At 55.8% G+C, this 12,718-nt stretch carries 11 protein-coding genes; 5 read left to right on the forward strand and 6 right to left on the reverse strand.

All coding sequences use genetic code 11. From position 1 onward, the window contains the following. Nucleotides 1-5 precede the first annotated feature (5 nt). Genes ssuB through ssuE form a run of 5 tightly spaced genes read right to left on the reverse strand, consistent with a single transcriptional unit; the run spans nt 6 to nt 4,246 of the window. On the reverse strand, nt 6-776 hold the full coding sequence (gene ssuB, locus AC2FAK_RS13145) for an aliphatic sulfonates ABC transporter ATP-binding protein (RefSeq protein WP_058680325.1): 771 nt from the start codon (nt 774-776) through the stop codon (nt 6-8). After that, nucleotides 773-1,564, reverse strand: coding sequence for an aliphatic sulfonate ABC transporter permease SsuC (gene ssuC, locus AC2FAK_RS13150; protein ID WP_058680326.1), 792 nt, complete (start codon nt 1,562-1,564; stop codon nt 773-775). The genes ssuB and ssuC overlap by 4 nt, the downstream gene beginning before the upstream one ends. 9 nt (nt 1,565-1,573) lie before the next feature. Continuing rightward, nucleotides 1,574-2,719, reverse strand: a complete 1,146-nt coding sequence (gene ssuD / locus AC2FAK_RS13155; RefSeq protein WP_095455498.1) for an FMNH2-dependent alkanesulfonate monooxygenase — start codon at nt 2,717-2,719, stop codon at nt 1,574-1,576. Beyond that, nucleotides 2,716-3,678 carry a sulfonate ABC transporter substrate-binding protein gene (locus AC2FAK_RS13160; RefSeq protein WP_023619891.1) on the reverse strand — a complete coding sequence of 321 codons (963 nt, stop codon included), beginning with the start codon at nt 3,676-3,678 and terminating at the stop codon, nt 2,716-2,718. Before AC2FAK_RS13160 ends, ssuD begins: the two co-directional genes overlap by 4 nt. Further along, entirely contained in the window at nt 3,671-4,246 is a 576-nt protein-coding gene (gene ssuE / locus AC2FAK_RS13165; RefSeq protein ID WP_038419038.1) for an NADPH-dependent FMN reductase, read from the reverse strand. Before ssuE ends, AC2FAK_RS13160 begins: the two co-directional genes overlap by 8 nt. Before the next feature lie 249 nt (nt 4,247-4,495). On the opposite strand from ssuE, the gene pyrD reads away from it, so the two are divergent. Then, nucleotides 4,496-5,506 (forward strand): quinone-dependent dihydroorotate dehydrogenase, encoded by a 1,011-nt coding sequence (gene pyrD / locus AC2FAK_RS13170; protein WP_013097269.1) that lies wholly within the window; start codon nt 4,496-4,498, stop codon nt 5,504-5,506. Nucleotides 5,507-5,671: 165 nt separating this feature from the next. After that, nucleotides 5,672-6,214, forward strand: coding sequence for a cell division protein ZapC (gene zapC / locus AC2FAK_RS13175; RefSeq protein WP_020689696.1), 543 nt, complete (start codon nt 5,672-5,674; stop codon nt 6,212-6,214). On the opposite strand, the gene AC2FAK_RS13180 is transcribed toward zapC, so the two are convergent. Further along, nucleotides 6,211-7,320: a YcbX family protein gene (locus tag AC2FAK_RS13180; protein ID WP_095455499.1), complete on the reverse strand. Its 1,110-nt coding sequence runs from the start codon at nt 7,318-7,320 to the stop codon at nt 6,211-6,213. The two genes, zapC and AC2FAK_RS13180, sit on opposite strands and share 4 nt — an antisense overlap. Nucleotides 7,321-7,420: 100 nt before the next feature. Between AC2FAK_RS13180 and rlmKL the strand changes: the two genes are divergently transcribed. Genes rlmKL through pqiA form a run of 3 tightly spaced genes read left to right on the forward strand, consistent with a single transcriptional unit; the run spans nt 7,421 to nt 12,716 of the window. Then, nucleotides 7,421-9,529 (forward strand): bifunctional 23S rRNA (guanine(2069)-N(7))-methyltransferase RlmK/23S rRNA (guanine(2445)-N(2))-methyltransferase RlmL, encoded by a 2,109-nt coding sequence (gene rlmKL / locus AC2FAK_RS13185; RefSeq protein ID WP_485453295.1) that lies wholly within the window; start codon nt 7,421-7,423, stop codon nt 9,527-9,529. A 12-nt stretch (nt 9,530-9,541) separates the two neighbouring features. Beyond that, nucleotides 9,542-11,449 carry an ABC transporter ATP-binding protein gene (locus tag AC2FAK_RS13190; RefSeq protein ID WP_029883226.1) on the forward strand — a complete coding sequence of 636 codons (1,908 nt, stop codon included), beginning with the start codon at nt 9,542-9,544 and terminating at the stop codon, nt 11,447-11,449. Nucleotides 11,450-11,462: 13 nt separating this feature from the next. Next, the gene (gene pqiA, locus AC2FAK_RS13195; protein WP_058681832.1) at nt 11,463-12,716 is read left to right on the forward strand and encodes a membrane integrity-associated transporter subunit PqiA; all 1,254 of its coding nucleotides are present in this window, start codon (nt 11,463-11,465) and stop codon (nt 12,714-12,716) included. The last annotated feature ends 2 nt before the right edge of the window (nt 12,717-12,718 follow it).

The following is a 12,718-nucleotide window of genomic DNA, read 5'->3' on the forward strand; positions in this document are numbered from 1 at the left end:
GGGCATCAGGCATTAGCTTTAATCAACGCGCGCTCATTCACACCGCGCCTCATCACTCGCTCCAGCACCTCCGCTTCCAGCTCTGCCAGTCTGGCCGATCCCACACGGCGAGGGCGTGGAATATCTACCGTCAGATCCAGACCAATTTTTCCCTCTTCTATTAACAGCACCCGGTCGGCCATGGCGACGGCTTCGCTCACGTCGTGCGTCACCAGCAGGACCGTAAAACCGTGCTCCTGCCAGAGCGAGGCAATTAAATCCTGCATTTCAATCCGCGTCAGGGCATCAAGTGCCCCGAGCGGCTCATCGAGCAGCAGCAGGCCTGGACGATGTATCAACGCCCGCGCCAGCGCTACGCGCTGTTTTTGCCCGCCTGAGAGGGCCGCAGGCCAGTCACCGGCGCGATCCTCCAGCCCGACGGCGGCCAGTGCCTGACGCGCCTCCTCCCGCCAGTGACCTTTCAGCCCCAGCCCGACGTTATCCATCACCGTTTTCCAGGGCAGCAGGCGCGCATCCTGAAACATCATGCGAGTATCATCCTGAATATTGGCCAGCGGCGTTGTCCCTGCCAGAATCTCCCCTCCATTCGGCGCTTCCAGTCCGGCTAACAGGCGCAGCAGCGTACTCTTGCCGCCGCCGCTGCGGCCGACAACGGCCACAAATTGTCCGGCGGGGATATGCAGATCCAGGGCGTTAAGAATGGTTTTGTCGCCGTAGCGTTTCGTGACGCCGTTAAGTAACAGCGGTGTCCCCTGAGTGAGTCGGGCGGTATTCATGCTTTCGCCTCCTGAGAGAAATAGGCCGGGTTCCAGCGCAGCCAGCTGCGTTCCAGCCACTGGGCACTGACGTCAGCAAGTTTGCCCAGCAGGGCATAAAGGATAATGGCGACCACCACCACGTCCGTTTGCAGGAATTCGCGGGCGTTCATTGCCAGATAGCCAATGCCGGAGTTGGCTGAAATGGTCTCCGCGACGATCAGCGTCAGCCACATCAGGCCGAGCGCAAAGCGAACGCCAACCATAATGGAGGGCAGGGCGCCCGGCAGCAGCACGTGGATAAACAGGGCAAATCCTGATAATCCGTAGCTGCGTGCCATCTCAACCAGCCCGCGATCGATATTGCGGATCCCATGCCAGGTATTGATGTAAATCGGGAACAGCGTGCCCAGCGCCACGAGGAAAATTTTGGCGCTCTCATCAATACCAAACCACAGAATGACCAGGGGGATCAGCGCCAGATGCGGTACGTTGCGCAGCATCTGAATGGAGGTATCCAGCAACCGTTCCCCCCAGCGGGACAGGCCGCTGATCAACCCCAGCGTCAGGCCGATGCTCCCGCCGATGGAAAACCCAATCACCGCGCGCCAGGAGCTAATGGCCAGGTGCTGCCACAGCTCGCCGCTGGCACTCAGCGACCAGAAGGCTTCGATCACGCCCTCCGGAGAGGGCAGGATACGGCTCGACAGCCAGCCGGTGGAGGAGGCCAGTTGCCAGATAAGGACAATGCCGACAGGTAAAAACCATGGGGCGGCGCGCAACAGCCATTTTTGTGAGGTGAGAGACATAGCCACTCCTTAGCTTTGCGCGACTTTTCGCGGAATAAACTCGTTGGCCACGGCTTCGCCCTGAAGCTGCAGCTGGCGGGGCTGCGGAATGTCCGGGATAGCGACATCCAGATGCGGGAACAGCAGTTCTCCCACTTTGTATGCCTCCTCAAGATGCGGATAGCCCGAGAGGATAAAGCTGTCGATACCCAGCTCGGCATATTCGTTGATACGCGCCGCGACGGTCGGGCCGTCACCCACCAGCGCAGTACCTGCACCACCGCGTACCAGGCCGACACCCGCCCAGAGATTGGGGCTGATCTCCAGATTCTCGCGTTTGCCGTTATGTAACGAAGCCATCCGGTGCTGTCCAACGGAGTCGGTTTTCGCAAACGCCGCCTGCGCTTTGGCGATGGTCTCATCGTCCAGATGCGAGATCAGCCGGTCAGCGGCCTGCCAGGCCTCTTCGTTGGTTTCACGCACAATCACGTGCAGGCGAATACCAAAGCGCACCTTGCGGCCGTGGGCGGCGGCTTTGGCCCGCACCTGGGCAATTTTCTCTTTCACCAGTTCAGGTGGCTCCCCCCAGGTCAGATAGAGATCGACCTGTTCTGCCGCCAGATCCTGTGCCACATCCGACGATCCACCGAAGTAGAGCGGTGGACGCGGCTGCTGTACCGGAGGAAAGTAGAGTTTCGCGTCGCGAATATGAATATGCTTGCCATCGAAGGTGACCGTTCCCCCCTCAAGCAGACGTCGCCAGACGCGGGTAAACTCGGCGGAGGCCTCATAGCGTTCCGTATGATCGAGGAACACGCCGTCACCGGCCAGTTCCTGCGGATCGCTGCCGGTGACCAGGTTAAACAGCGCGCGTCCGTTGGAGAGCCTGTCGAGCGTTGCCGCCTGACGCGCGGCAACGGTCGGGGAAACCACGCTCGGACGTAATGCCACAAGGAATTTCAGGCGCTGGGTGACCGGGATCATCGACGCGGCGACCAGCCAGGCGTCTTCGCACGAGCGTCCGGTGGGGATCAGCACGCCGGTGAAACCGATTCGGTCTGCCGCCTGCGCAATCTGCTGCAGATAGCCGTGGTCAACCGGGCGCGACCCCTCTTCGGTACCAAGATAGTGTCCATCACCGTGGGTGGGTAAAAACCAGAAAAGATTCAGACTCATGATTTGGCTCCTTCTTTGGCTGCGGGTTGCCAGATGCGTTCGCGAATGTTCACCTGTTTTGGTACTAAGCGGTTTTGATAAAAGAGGTCGGCAGTCTGTTGTTGCAGGGCTGCAACATGCGCGTCCACCGGGATAATGGTGGTGGGTGGACGGTGGTTGAGGTAGCTCGCGATCACCGCCTCCGGTAAGCCCATGGTTTTCGCCAGCAGGGTGATGCTCTCCGGGCGCTGGCTTTGCGTCAGGGTATCGGCCTCGGTAAAGGTATTCAGGACCTCCTGAACAAAGGCACCGTTTTTCTCTGCATACGGACGGGCTGCAAGGTAGAACGAACCGGTCTGTTTCAGGGTTGTGCCATCTTTCAATACCCGTACGCCGCCCTGAAGTAATGCCGCGGAGTAGTAAGGATCCCAGATAGCCCACGCGTCGACATTGCCTTGCTGGAAGGCGGCGCGGGCATCAGCAGGGGTCAGATAGACGGGTTGAATATCGGTGAACTTTAGCCCGGCCTCCTGCAGGGCGCGGAGTAGCAGGTTGTGCGAGCTGGAACCTTTCTGGAATGCGACTTTGTGACCTTTAAGTTCGGCGACATTTTTAATGGCGCTATTTTCCGGCACCAGAATCACCTCGGCTTTGGGCTTGGGTGGCTCAACGCCAACGTAGACCAGATCGGCCCCGGCCGCCTGCGCAAAGATCGGTGGAATATCGCCAGTACTGCCTAAATCAATGCTTCCAACGTTCAGCGCCTCCAGCATTTGTGGCCCGGCAGGAAATTCCACCCAGGAGAATTTGGTCTGTGGGAAGCGTTTTTCCAGAAGCTGGTGGCTTTTTGCCAGCACCATACTGACGCTGCCTTTCTGGTAACCAATGCGCAAACTGTCAGGTGCCGTCTCTGCTGCATGGGTCAGGGACGAGAGTGTGAGCAGACCAGCCAGGCTGATACGGGTAAGTGTTTTAAACATGTGCGACTCCTTGTGGCTGTCCAAACGCAGGTACCTGAATATCGCGACGGTGCAGGGCATGCCAGAATGTCTCCAGCGCAGTGTCGAGCCGGGTTTGCAGATTCGGGGTGAAATGCGGTTTGTGCTGGTAATCGATAACCTGCGAGTCATCGGCAAAAACGCCGTGCAGGATCTCCTGCGCCTTCAACGCGTTCAGTACCGGCTTCAGGGCGTAATCCACGGCCAGTAAATGCGCAACCGTACCGCCCGTAGCCAGCGGCAACACCACTTTTCCATCGAGTGCACGTTCAGGCAGCAGATCGAGCAAGGTTTTCAGTGCGCCGGAAAATGAGGCTTTATAAATCGGGGTCGCGACGATAAGCCCGTCAGCACTTTTTAGCTGTTCAATCAGGGTTTTCAATGCCGGACTGTCAAAGCGCGCGTAGAGCAGATCCTCAGGTTCAAAGTTGTGCAGATTCCAGTGGCACACTTCCACATCCAGAGCATTAAGCCTTTCGCGGGCATATTCCAGCAGGGCGCTGGAACGAGAAGGGAAACGTGGACTTCCGGCCAGGGTGATGACGCGCATGTGTGCTCCTTATAACTAATTGTTTGCTTTTATCTAACATTCATAACAATTTTCAGGAGTGTGACACTGCGTGGTTATTCCACTAAATGATTTATCCGCAATTAAAATGCGAAAAAGCGCATAAGAAGTGTACGGGGAAGTAAACGTTTGCGTTTTACGCTGATTTTTTTGCCGCAGGTCAATTCCCTTTCCGGGCAGGATCGCACATAATCCCCTCCCGGTTTGCACACCGGGAATCCAGGAGAGTTCATGTACTACCCCTTCGTTCGTAAAGCCCTTTTCCAGCTCGACCCTGAGCGCGCTCATGAATTTACATTCCAGCAATTACGCCGTATTACGGGAACGCCGCTGGCCGCGCTGGTGCGTCAGAACGTGCCGGAAAAACCTGTGCAGTGCATGGGTCTGACCTTTAAAAACCCGCTGGGTCTGGCGGCAGGTCTGGATAAAAATGGCGAGTGCATTGATGCCCTGGGCGCGATGGGCTTTGGTTCCATCGAAATCGGTACCGTAACGCCGCGTCCACAGCCGGGTAATGATAAGCCGCGTTTGTTCCGCCTGGTCGAAGCCGAGGGGCTGATCAACCGCATGGGCTTTAATAACCTCGGCGTGGATCATCTCGTAGAAAACGTTAAAAAAGCCCATTTTGATGGTGTATTAGGCATCAATATTGGCAAAAATAAAGACACGCCGGTTGAACAGGGTAAAGATGACTACCTGATTTGTATGGAAAAAGTCTACGCCTATGCCGGTTATATCGCCGTGAATATTTCATCGCCGAATACCCCGGGGCTACGTTCTCTGCAATATGGTGAAGCGCTGGACGATCTTCTCAGCGCCATTAAAAATAAACAAAATGAGCTGCAGGCGATCCATCATAAATATGTTCCGGTGGCGGTTAAGATCGCACCGGATCTTTCTGCTGAAGAATTGATCCAGGTTGCCGACAGCTTAGTTCGCCATAATATTGATGGTGTGATTGCGACCAATACGACGCTCGATCGCTCCCTCGTCCAGGGAATGAAAAACTGTGACGAAGCGGGTGGGTTAAGTGGACGTCCGGTACAATTAAAAAGTACGGAAATTATTCGTGCGCTCTCCGCCGAATTAAAAGGTCGTCTGCCAATAATCGGTGTCGGTGGTATCGATTCGGTGATTGCTGCGCGCGAGAAGATGGCTGCGGGCGCCTCACTGGTGCAAATCTATTCCGGCTTTATTTTTAAAGGCCCGCCGCTCATAAAAGAAATCGTTACTCATATCTAATCTTTTCTCTTAATTAGACAACCAGGGCTTTATTTCCAGCCCTGGTTGTTTTATATTCCGTCACTGTTGCTTATTTAGACATTATAGTCTTTTATTAATGGTGTTATAAACGAAGCGGCGAATGGGACATTTTTAGTACAGGACGTTTGGGTACGGGAGAGACACATGCGAATTAAACCTGACGATAACTGGCGCTGGTATTTTTGTGAAGAGCATGACCGAATGATGCTCGATTTAGCCAATGGCATGTTGTTCCGTTCTCGTTTTGCGCGTCGAATGTTAACCCCGGACGCTTTCTCCCCGTCTGGCTTTTGTGTAGACGATGCTGCGCTTTATTTCTCCTTTGAAGAGAAATGCCGTGACCTGCTGCTCTCAAAAGAACAGCGTGCCGAACTGATATTAAACGCGCTGGTGGCGATTCGTTTTCTGAAACCGCAAATGCCGAAAAGCTGGCATTTTCTGCCGCATGATATGAACTGGACGCCGTCCACGGGCGATGCGGCCAGCGTCAATCTGAGCGATACCGCAGAAGAGGTGAGTTTACTGGTGGTGGAACCTGGCGAAAATGCCGCGCTTTGTCTGCTGGCTCAGCCCGGCGTGACCATTGCCGGGCGGACGATGCAACTCGGGGATGCCATTAAGGTCATGAATGACAGGCTGAAACCGCAGCTGCGCGTGGATTCGTTCAGCCTGGAACAGGCGGTTTAAGCTTCCAGCTGTATCGACGTTTTTGGAATACAGCTACAGCACAGGATCGTCCCGTCATCACCGATTGCGGATTTCTTCAGCGCACTGACATCGCCCCCGACCAGCTTGATTCGACAGCAACCACAGATACCCGCCCGACAGGAATACGGGATACGGATCCCGGCTTGCTCCAGCTGCTCAAGTATCACCTGCTGATTGTTACCCCGTATAACGCGGCCCTGCCAGTGAATATCCACTGCGGAACTGGCTTGCGTCTCAACGTCTACCGTTTCTTCTTCCTGACCCGCACCGTACACGCGCGCAGGCCCACGGGTGAGAATTTCCACCTCGTCACCCACGCGGATCACTCCGCTTGAGCGTGGAATAAGATTCTGGCCGAAATCCACGTCGCCATTATCCTGCGCGGTACGGAATGATTGCAGGGTTTTCAGCGGTTCGCTGGAAGGATGCTTCAGGCCTTTCTCCGGACTTACGGTGGTGAAAATGCAGCGGCTGCACGGCTTCACGACATCAAAAATGACGCTGCCGATGCGGATGACTTTCCAGGTATCTTCCTCCCAGGCTTCCGTACCGGTCACCACCAGATTCGGGCGAAATTGCTCCATCTGCACGCTGGCCTTACAGCGACGCTGCAGGTCACGCAGCGAGGCTTCGCTGGTTAACAGGAACGGGAAACCATCGGCAAACGAGAGGGGAACCGCGTCGTGGCGCTTGACGCGTCGCGTCAGCGCCGGACCCACCCAGCGCAGCTGTACCTCGCGGGAGAAGAAGCCGCTCAGCCAGCGGTTAATCTCGTCCGGAGCGATGCGAGCGGTAAAATGATTGCCCCACACTTCCGTTGGCGCATCGACAGGCGCAAAATCAGCAAAGCGAATCACCACGCTTGAGCCATCCGGGGCGGTGAGGTGCAGGCCGTCATGCAGCGGCGAAGGCGTAAAGCGCACCATCTGCGGGAACTGGCGTGCAGTAATGAACGTACCGTCAGGCTCGGTGACCATAAAAATACGATCGAAGGCAAATCCACTGATGTCAGCCAGGGCGTGAGAAACGCCGATACCGCGCATGGATTTCACCGGATGAATAAAAAGCCTGGATAACGTCGCCACTGTGCACAGTCCCTCGAATGAAAATAAGCCTTCAACTTTATGACATACACGTCATATTAGCTATAATGCGCGACAATTTTCTTAGAGTAAAAGTGACGATATGAATTCTCTGTTTGCCAGTACGGCCCGTGGGCTGGAAGAGCTGTTAAAAACTGAACTGGAAGCCCTGGGCGCGCAAGAGTGCCAGGTGGTTCAGGGTGGTGTCCATTTTGAGGGCGACACACGGCTTATTTACCAGAGCCTGATGTGGAGCCGCCTGGCGTCACGCATCATGCTGCCGATGAAAGAGTGCAAGGTCTACAGCGATCTTGATCTCTATACCGGCGTACAGATGATCGACTGGACAGAGATCTTCACGCCAGACGCGACCTTCGCGGTGCATTTTAACGGTGTAAACGATGAGATCCGCAACAGCCAGTACGGCGCGCTGCGTGTGAAAGATGCCATCGTGGACTGCTTTACCCGTAAAAACAAAGAACGACCAAACGTCGATCGTGAAAACCCGGATCTGCGCATTAACGTCTGGCTCAATGGCGATACCGCCAGCATCTCTCTGGATCTGAGCGGGGCAGCTCTGCATCTGCGTGGCTACCGCGATCGCACCGGTATGGCGCCCATCAAAGAAACGCTGGCCGCCGCCATCGTGATGCGCTCCGGCTGGCTGCCGGGCACGCCGCTGCTCGACCCAATGTGTGGTTCCGGTACGCTGCTGATTGAAGCCGCGATGCTGGCCACCGACCGCGCTCCCGGCCTGCATCGCGGCCACTGGGGCTTTAGCGGCTGGGCGCAGCACGATGAAGCACTCTGGAAAGAGGTCAAAGCCGAAGCGCAGGCCCGTGCGCGTAAAGGCCTGGCGGAGTATACCTCGCATTTCTATGGCTCTGACAGCGACCCGCGCGTCATTGAACGTGCGCGCAGCAATGCCCGTCGCGCAGGTATCGGTGAGCTGGTGACCTTTGAAGTGAAAGATGTCGCGAACCTGACCAACCCGCTGCCGAAAGGCCCCTACGGTACCGTTATCAGCAACCCGCCATACGGCGAGCGTCTGGATAGCGAACCGGCGTTGATTGCCCTGCACAGCCTGCTGGGCCGCAATATGAAAGACTACTTTGGCGGCTGGAATCTCTCCCTGTTTAGCGCTTCACCAGAACTGCTGAGCTGTCTGCAGCTGCGTGCCGATCGCCAGTTTAAGGCGAAGAATGGCCCGCTGGACTGTGTGCAGAAAAACTACCATCTGGCAGAGAAAGCGGCGGACAGCAAACCGTCGGGCGTGGCGGAAGATTACGCTAACCGTCTGCGCAAGAACCTGAAGAAATTTGAAAAATGGGCCAAACAGGAAGGCATTGAATGCTATCGCCTGTATGACGCCGATCTGCCGGAGTACAACGTGGCGGTTGACCGCTATGCAGACTGGGTGGTGATTCAGGAATATGCCCCACCAAAAACCATTGATGCGCAAAAAGCGCGCCAGCGCATGCTGGACGTGATCGCAGCGACGATTGCCGTGCTTGGCATCGCGCCAAACAAACTGGTGCTGAAAACCCGCGAGCGTCAGAAAGGGAAAAACCAGTATCAGAAGATGGGTGAGAAGGGCGACTTTATTGAAGTGGGCGAATACAACGCTCGCCTGTGGGTTAACCTGACGGATTACCTCGATACCGGGCTGTTCCTCGACCACCGCATTGCCCGTCGTATGCTGGGCCAGATGAGCAAAGGTAAGGACTTCCTTAACCTGTTTTCCTACACCGGTAGCGCCAGCGTGCATGCGGGCCTGGGCGGCGCGCGCAGCACCACTACGGTGGATATGTCGCGCACCTATCTGGAGTGGGCGGAGCGCAACCTGCGTCTCAATGGCCTGACCGGACGCCAGCATCGTCTGATGCAGGCCGATGTCCTGGGCTGGCTGCGTGACACCGATGAACAGTTCGATCTGATCTTCATCGATCCGCCAACGTTCTCCAACTCCAAGCGTATGGAGGATAGCTTTGATGTACAACGCGATCACCTGCGCCTGATGACCGACCTGAAGCGCCTCCTGCGTAAAGGCGGCACGATTATGTTCTCGAATAACAAACGCGGTTTCCGCATGGATCACGACGGCCTGGCCGCTCTGGGACTGAAAGCACAAGAAATCAGCCAAAAAACGCTGTCTCAGGACTTTGCCCGTAATCGTCAGATCCATAACTGCTGGCTTATCACCGCGGCCTGAAAGGAAAAATAAATGTCTTTAATTAGTATGCACGGTGCGTGGCTCTCCTTCAGCGACTCACCGCTTCTCGACAATGCTGAACTGCACATCGAAGACAACGAACGCGTCTGTCTGGTGGGCCGTAACGGCGCGGGTAAATCCACGCTGATGAAAATCCTCAACCGCGAGCAGGGTCTGGATGACGGGCGTATTGTTTACGAGCAGGATCTGATTGTCTCCCGCCTGCAGCAGGATCCGCCGCGTCATGTCACCGGGAGCGTGTACGATTTCGTAGCGGAAGGGATTTCGGAGCAGGCTGAATACCTGAAGCGCTATCACGAGATTTCTCATCTGGTGATGACCGACCCGAGCGACAAAAATCTTAACGAACTGGCGAAAGTTCAGGAGATGCTCGATCATCACGGCCTGTGGCAGCTGGAGAACCGTATTAACGAGGTGCTGGCTCAGCTGGGCCTGGAGCCGGATATGCAGCTGTCTGCGCTATCTGGTGGCTGGTTGCGTAAGGCGGCACTGGGCCGCGCGCTGGTCAGCGGGCCGAAGGTGCTGCTGCTGGATGAACCAACCAACCACCTGGACATTGAAGCGATCGACTGGCTTGAAGGGTTCCTGAAAACTTTCAGCGGTACCATTATCTTCATCTCCCACGACCGTTCCTTCATTCGCAATATGGCGACGCGCATTGTCGATCTCGATCGTGGCAAGCTGGTCACTTATCCCGGCGATTACGATACTTATCTGCTGGAAAAAGAAGAAAACCTGCGCGTGGAAGAGCTGCAAAACGCCGAATTCGACCGCAAACTGGCGCAGGAAGAGGTGTGGATCCGTCAGGGTATCAAAGCCCGCCGTACCCGCAACGAAGGCCGCGTTCGTGCCCTGAAAGCGATGCGTCGTGAACGCAGCGAACGTCGCGAAGTGATGGGCAGCGCCAAAATGCAGGTAGAAGAGGCCTCCCGTTCCGGGAAGATCGTCTTCGAGATGGAAAACGTTAACTACCAGGTTGACGGGAAAGTGCTGGTGAAAGACTTCTCCGCTCAGGTTCAGCGCGGGGATAAAATCGCCCTGATTGGCCCCAATGGCTGCGGTAAAACCACGCTGCTGAAGCTGATGCTGGGCCAGTTGCAGGCGGATAGTGGCCGAATTCACTGCGGTACCAAACTGGAAGTGGCCTATTTTGACCAGCACCGCGCGGAGCTGGATCCGGACAGAACGGTGATGGATAACCTTGCCGAAGGTAAGCAGGAGGTCATGGTAAACGGTAAGCCGCGCCATGTGCTGGGCTATCTCCAGGACTTCCTGTTCCACCCTAAACGGGCGATGACCCCGGTGCGTGCGCTGTCTGGCGGTGAGCGAAACCGTCTTCTGCTGGCGCGGTTATTCCTGAAACCAAGCAACCTGTTGATTCTCGATGAACCAACCAACGACCTGGATGTCGAAACGCTCGAACTGCTGGAAGAGCTGATCGATGGTTATCAGGGCACTGTGATGCTGGTGAGCCACGACCGTCAATTCGTTGACAACACCGTGACCGAATGCTGGATCTTCGAAGGCGAAGGGCGGATTGGTCAATATGTGGGTGGCTACCACGACGCGAAAGGGCAGCAGGCACAGTCGCTGGCGCAAAAACAGGCGAAGTCTAAAACAACGACTGAACCTGTTGTAACAAAAGCAGAAACTGTCAAGAAAACCTCGGCTAAACTAAGCTATAACCTGCAGCGCGAACTGGAGGGTTTGCCTCAGCGTCTTGAGGAGCTGGAGGCCGCGCTGGAGGCGCTGCAAGCGCAGGTTGCCGATGCATCCTTCTTCACCCAATCGCACGACTATACTCAAAAAGTCCTGGCCGAATTGTCCGCAGCTGAAAAAGCTCTGGAAGAAGCATTTGAGCGCTGGGAGTACCTTGAGTCTCTGAAAAACGGCGCATAAACAGGGATAACATATGTGTGACCAGCACCATGCCGACAGGCATATATTATGCTCGCAATGCGATATGCTCGTGGCGTTGCCAGAGCTTGGTCACGGACATAAGGCCCTGTGCCCGCGTTGCGGCACAACGTTGACAACCGAATGGGACGCGCCAAGACAGCGTCCCACGGCGTATGCGCTGGCCGCGTTGTTCATGTTGCTGCTCTCTAATCTCTTCCCCTTCATCTATATGAAGGTGGGAGGGATGACAAGCCAGGTCGATCTGCTTGAAATTCCGGGGGTGATGTTCTCGGAAGATTACGCCAGCCTCGGCACCTTCTTTCTTCTGTTTGTGCAGATCGTTCCGGCTTTTTGTCTGGTTGTCATCCTTTTGCTGGTCAACCGCGTAAAAATGCCCGCAGCCCTGAAAATCAAACTGGCGCGAGTCCTGTTTCAGCTTAAAAGCTGGGGAATGGCCGAGATTTTTCTGGCGGGTATTCTGGTCAGCTTCGTAAAGCTGATGGCCTACGGTGACGTGGGGATTGGCAGCAGCTTTATCCCGTGGTGTCTCTATTGCGTGCTGCAACTGCGCGCATTCCAGTGCGTTGACCGGCGTTGGGCATGGGATGATATTGCTCCGGCTCCCACGCTTGCCCAGACGGTGAAGGTTGGCGTGCCGGGGATCCGCCAGGGACTGCGCTCTTGCTCCTGCTGTACTGCCGTGCTGCCCGCCGATCTGGACGTCTGCCCACGCTGTGAAACCAAAGGCCATGTGCGGCGCAAAAATAGCCTGCAGTGGACCATGGCGCTGCTGGTGACCTCTGTCATGCTGTATCTTCCCGCGAATATTCTGCCGATCATGATCACCGATTTGCTCGGTGACAAAATGCCCTCGACGATCCTCGCCGGGGTGATATTGCTGTGGGGCGAGGGATCTTATCCGGTGGCTGGGGTGATTTTTATCGCCAGTATTATGGTGCCTACCTTAAAAATGATCGCGATTGCCTGGCTCTGCTGGGATGCGAAAGGGCACGGCAAACGCGACAGCGAACGCATGCACCTCATTTATGAAGTTGTCGAGTTTGTTGGACGCTGGTCAATGATTGACGTGTTTGTCATTGCCGTTCTCTCTGCACTGGTGCGGATGGGCGGTTTGATGAGTATTTATCCTGCGATGGGGGCTTTAATGTTTGCGCTGGTCGTGATTATGACCATGTTTGCGGCCATGACCTTCGACCCTCGTTTATCGTGGGATCGTGAGCCTGAATTAAGCCATGAGGAAGAGTAAGA

This window comes from Enterobacter cloacae complex sp. 394F7 (assembly GCF_057320385.1).

Excerpts from the sequence above, each read along its gene's own strand:
- ssuC (WP_058680326.1), bottom strand. The coding sequence starts at position 1,564 with ATGTCTCTCACCTCACAAAAATGGCTGTTGCGCGCCGCCCCATGGTTT.
- ssuB (WP_058680325.1), bottom strand. The coding sequence starts at position 776 with ATGAATACCGCCCGACTCACTCAGGGGACACCGCTGTTACTTAACGGC.
- ssuD (WP_095455498.1), bottom strand. The coding sequence starts at position 2,719 with ATGAGTCTGAATCTTTTCTGGTTTTTACCCACCCACGGTGATGGACAC.
- rlmKL (WP_485453295.1), top strand. The coding sequence starts at position 7,421 with ATGAATTCTCTGTTTGCCAGTACGGCCCGTGGGCTGGAAGAGCTGTTA.
- pqiA (WP_058681832.1), top strand. The coding sequence starts at position 11,463 with ATGTGTGACCAGCACCATGCCGACAGGCATATATTATGCTCGCAATGC.
- ssuE (WP_038419038.1), bottom strand. The coding sequence starts at position 4,246 with ATGCGCGTCATCACCCTGGCCGGAAGTCCACGTTTCCCTTCTCGTTCC.
- pyrD (WP_013097269.1), top strand. The coding sequence starts at position 4,496 with ATGTACTACCCCTTCGTTCGTAAAGCCCTTTTCCAGCTCGACCCTGAG.
- zapC (WP_020689696.1), top strand. The coding sequence starts at position 5,672 with ATGCGAATTAAACCTGACGATAACTGGCGCTGGTATTTTTGTGAAGAG.
- AC2FAK_RS13190 (WP_029883226.1), top strand. The coding sequence starts at position 9,542 with ATGTCTTTAATTAGTATGCACGGTGCGTGGCTCTCCTTCAGCGACTCA.
- AC2FAK_RS13160 (WP_023619891.1), bottom strand. The coding sequence starts at position 3,678 with ATGTTTAAAACACTTACCCGTATCAGCCTGGCTGGTCTGCTCACACTC.